Annotated in this window: 4 protein-coding genes and 1 pseudogene; 3 read left to right on the plus strand and 2 right to left on the minus strand. The window is 49.9% G+C overall.

The genetic code is table 11. The annotated features are described in order from the left end of the window. Positions 1–286: transposase (locus BFF42_RS13050; RefSeq protein WP_146759044.1), on the minus strand; the 286-nt coding region annotated here is incomplete at its 3' end. Between the two features lie 41 nt (positions 287–327). Here BFF42_RS13050 and uxaB point away from each other — a divergent pair. Continuing rightward, a pseudogene (gene uxaB, locus BFF42_RS13055) lies at positions 328–1,290 on the plus strand (tagaturonate reductase); the annotation flags it as partial. 196 nt (positions 1,291–1,486) lie between these two features. After that, positions 1,487–2,401, plus strand: a complete 915-nt coding sequence (locus tag BFF42_RS13060; protein WP_024258603.1) for a bestrophin family protein — start codon at positions 1,487–1,489, stop codon at positions 2,399–2,401. Positions 2,402–2,404: 3 nt separating this feature from the next. Here BFF42_RS13060 and tam read toward each other — a convergent pair whose 3' ends face one another. Continuing rightward, complete coding sequence (tam, locus tag BFF42_RS13065) at positions 2,405–3,163, minus strand: trans-aconitate 2-methyltransferase (RefSeq protein ID WP_024258604.1); 759 nt, start codon at positions 3,161–3,163, stop codon at positions 2,405–2,407. A gap of 62 nt (positions 3,164–3,225) precedes the next feature. Here tam and BFF42_RS27740 point away from each other — a divergent pair. Then, a partial coding sequence (locus BFF42_RS27740; protein ID WP_227894989.1) for a hypothetical protein occupies positions 3,226–3,349 on the plus strand: 124 nt, incomplete at its 3' end.

The raw sequence follows: 3,349 nt of genomic DNA on the forward strand, positions 1-3,349 counted from the left end.
TTTTTAATATTTCATTCTCCATTTCAATGCGTTGTAGCTTTTTCCTCAGCTTACGTATTTCGATTTGTTCTGGTGTTATCGGAGAGGCTTTTGGTGTTTTGCCCTGACGCTCATCACGCAGTTGTTTGACCCATCTTGTCATTGTGGAAAGGCCAACATCCATAGCTTTGGCGGCATCTGCCACCGTGTATTTCTGGTCAACAACCAGTTGAGCGGATTCGCGTTTAAACTCTGCGCTAAAATTTCTTTTTTCATTGGAGCACCTGTGTTGTTCTGAGGTGAGCATATCACCTCTGTTCAGGTGGCCAAATTCAGTGTGCCACTTCAGGTTGGATCATCATTCCGTGTGAGTTGATTGACTACAATGGCGACGCGTTGCGTGAACTGGTGCTGCGCTATGCGCAAGAGTGGGCACTGCCAGAAGCATTTATTCAATGGCTGGATCAGGCTAACAGCTTCTGTTCTACGCTGGTGGACCGTATCGTTACCGGTTATCCGCGCGATGAAGTGGCTAAACTGGAAGAAGAACTGGGTTATCACGATGGTTTTCTCGACACCGCTGAACACTTTTACCTGTTTGTGATTCAGGGGCCGAAATCCTTAGCGACTGAGCTGCGCCTGGACAAATATCCGCTCAATGTGCTGATTGTTGACGATATTAAACCGTATAAAGAACGCAAAGCGGCAATCCTCAACGGTGCGCACACCGCGCTGGTGCCGGTGGCGTTCCAGGCAGGGCTGGATACCGTAGGTGAAGCGATGAACGATGCTGAAATTTGCGCATTCGTTGAAAAAGCCATCTACGAAGAAATTATTCAGGTACTGGATTTGCCTCGTGATGAACTGGAATCTTTCGCCAGTGCAGTCACCGGGCGTTTCCGTAACCCGTACATTAAGCATCAGCTGCTGTCTATCGCGCTCAACGGTATGACCAAGTTCCGCACCCGCATCCTGCCGCAGCTGCTGGCAGGGCAGAAGGCAAACGGCACACTTCCGGCGCGCCTTACTTTCGCATTAGCGGCATTGATTGCCTTCTATCGCGGTGAGCGTAACGGAGAAACATATCCGGTACAGGACGATGCACACTGGCTGGAACGTTATCAGCAACTCTGGAGCCAGCATCGTGACCGTGTTATCGGCACCCCGGAACTGGTAGCGATTGTTTTGGCAGAAAAAGACCACTGGGAGCAGGACCTGACGCAAGTGCCTGGTCTGGTCGAGCAGGTTGCTAATGACCTGGATGCGATTCTTGAAAAAGGGATGCGCGAAGCTGTACGCCCGTTGTGCTAATACTCTGAACCCGGTTTCGACCGGGTTTCTTATTTCACTATATTAGTTACAACATTCTATATGCCTTTATCATTAACAGGTGCCACATGCAGCGCCTGTTAATGTTGTAAGCTTGTAGGTAATTTGTAAGTAGCGTCTTGAGAATGTGATCGTAATCACGTTTAATAGGGCGACTTTTCCACGCCTGAAGATAACCATGATTGTTCGTCCACAACAACACTGGCTGCGCCGTATTTTTGTCTGGCACGGCTCAGTATTATCCAAGATATCCTCGCGCTTACTACTCAATTTTCTCTTTTCTATCGCTGTTATTTTCATGCTGCCCTGGTACACGCATCTGGGCATCAAATTCACCCTCGCACCGTTCAGCATTCTCGGTGTCGCCATCGCCATTTTTCTTGGTTTTCGTAATAATGCCGGGTACGCCCGTTACGTTGAAGCGCGAAAACTTTGGGGACAGTTGATGATTGCCTCACGGTCGTTACTACGTGAGGTAAAAACGACATTGCCGGATTCGGCAAGTGTAAGGGAGTTTGCCAGGCTGCAAATCGCCTTCGCCCACTGTTTACGCATGACATTACGCAAACAGCCACAGGCGGAAGTGCTGGCTCATTATCTCAAGACTGAAGATCTTCAGCCTGTACTGGCTTCGAACTCTCCAGCTAACCGTATCTTGTTAATAATGGGGGAGTGGTTGGCGGTTCAGCGCCGCAATGGGCAGCTTTCAGATATCCTGTTTATTAGCCTCAACGATCGGCTTAATGATATTTCAGCGGTCCTGGCAGGATGCGAGCGCATTGCCTATACGCCAATTCCCTTTGCCTACACCCTGATTTTGCATCGTACTGTTTATCTGTTTTGTATCATGCTGCCGTTCGCGCTGGTCGTGGACCTGCATTACATGACGCCTTTTATCTCTGTGCTGATTTCCTACACTTTTATTTCGCTGGATTGTCTGGCGGAAGAACTGGAAGAACCGTTCGGTACTGAAAACAATGATTTACCGCTGGATGCCATCTGCAACGCTATTGAAATTGACCTCTTACAGATGAACGATGAAGCCGAAATTCCAGCAAAAATTCTTCCCGATCGTCATTACCAGCTGACGTGATATTTACTCCATACGCCGGGCAACAATAAAAAGACGCGGAAATGCCAGCAGTATCTGTCCGTTCTCTTGCAGTGGATACTGCTCTTCCAGCATCTGATGGTAGCGCTTAAGAAAAAGCTGCTGTTCGCTCTCGGTCAGATCCTGTAACCACGGACGTAATCCAGTGGCGGTCACCCAATCGATAATCGCCTGGTGCGACGGCATCTGGTGATAGTAGGTGGTTCGCCAGATATCGACCTCACATCCGGCTTCGCTCAAAATATCGTAGTAAGCATGAACGCCAGCCAACGGCTCACGCCCGCGATCCGGGTAGTTTTGTTCCCAGGCAACTTCGCGCATGAGCACATGGGTCGGCTCCAGCCAGTTATCTGGCATCTGTACTGCCAGCACGCCCTGCGGATTAAGTAAAGAAACCAAGTGAGGAAACAATTCGTAGTGGTCAGGCAGCCATTGCAGTGAGGCATTAGCAAAAATCAGATCGAGTGCCTGTACCGGTTGCCAGTTGCGGATGTCTGCTTCCACGAACTGGCAGTCTGGCAAAGCACTGCGCGCTTCAGCAATCATCGCCGGAGACGAGTCGATGCCTGTTATCCTGGCCGCAGGCCAACGTTGTTGTAGAAGGGCGGTGCTGTTACCTGGGCCACAGCCAAGATCGGCGACATATTCGACATTTTCCAGCGGCACTCTGGCAAGCAGCTCCACCGCCGGACGCGATCGTTCAGCGGAAAAGTGCAAATATAAAGAGGGGTTCCAGTCAGTAATGCCGATCAGTTAAGGATCAGTTGACCGATCCAGTGGCTGTGTAAGAATCCGGAAACGCTCACTTGTTTCCGGATTTTTTTATGCACATTGGACAGGCTCTTGATCTGGTATCCCGTTACGATTCTCTGCGTAACCCACTGACTTCTCTGGGGGATTACCTCGACCCCGAACTCATCTCTCGTTGCC

The sequence above is a fragment of the Shigella sp. FC1661 genome (assembly GCF_001712525.1).
GTDB classification, from domain to species: Bacteria; Pseudomonadota; Gammaproteobacteria; order Enterobacterales; family Enterobacteriaceae; genus Escherichia; species Escherichia coli.

Coding starts and splice junctions, on each gene's coding strand:
- BFF42_RS13060 (WP_024258603.1), top strand. CDS start 1,487: ATGATTGTTCGTCCACAACAACACTGGCTGCGCCGTATTTTTGTCTGG.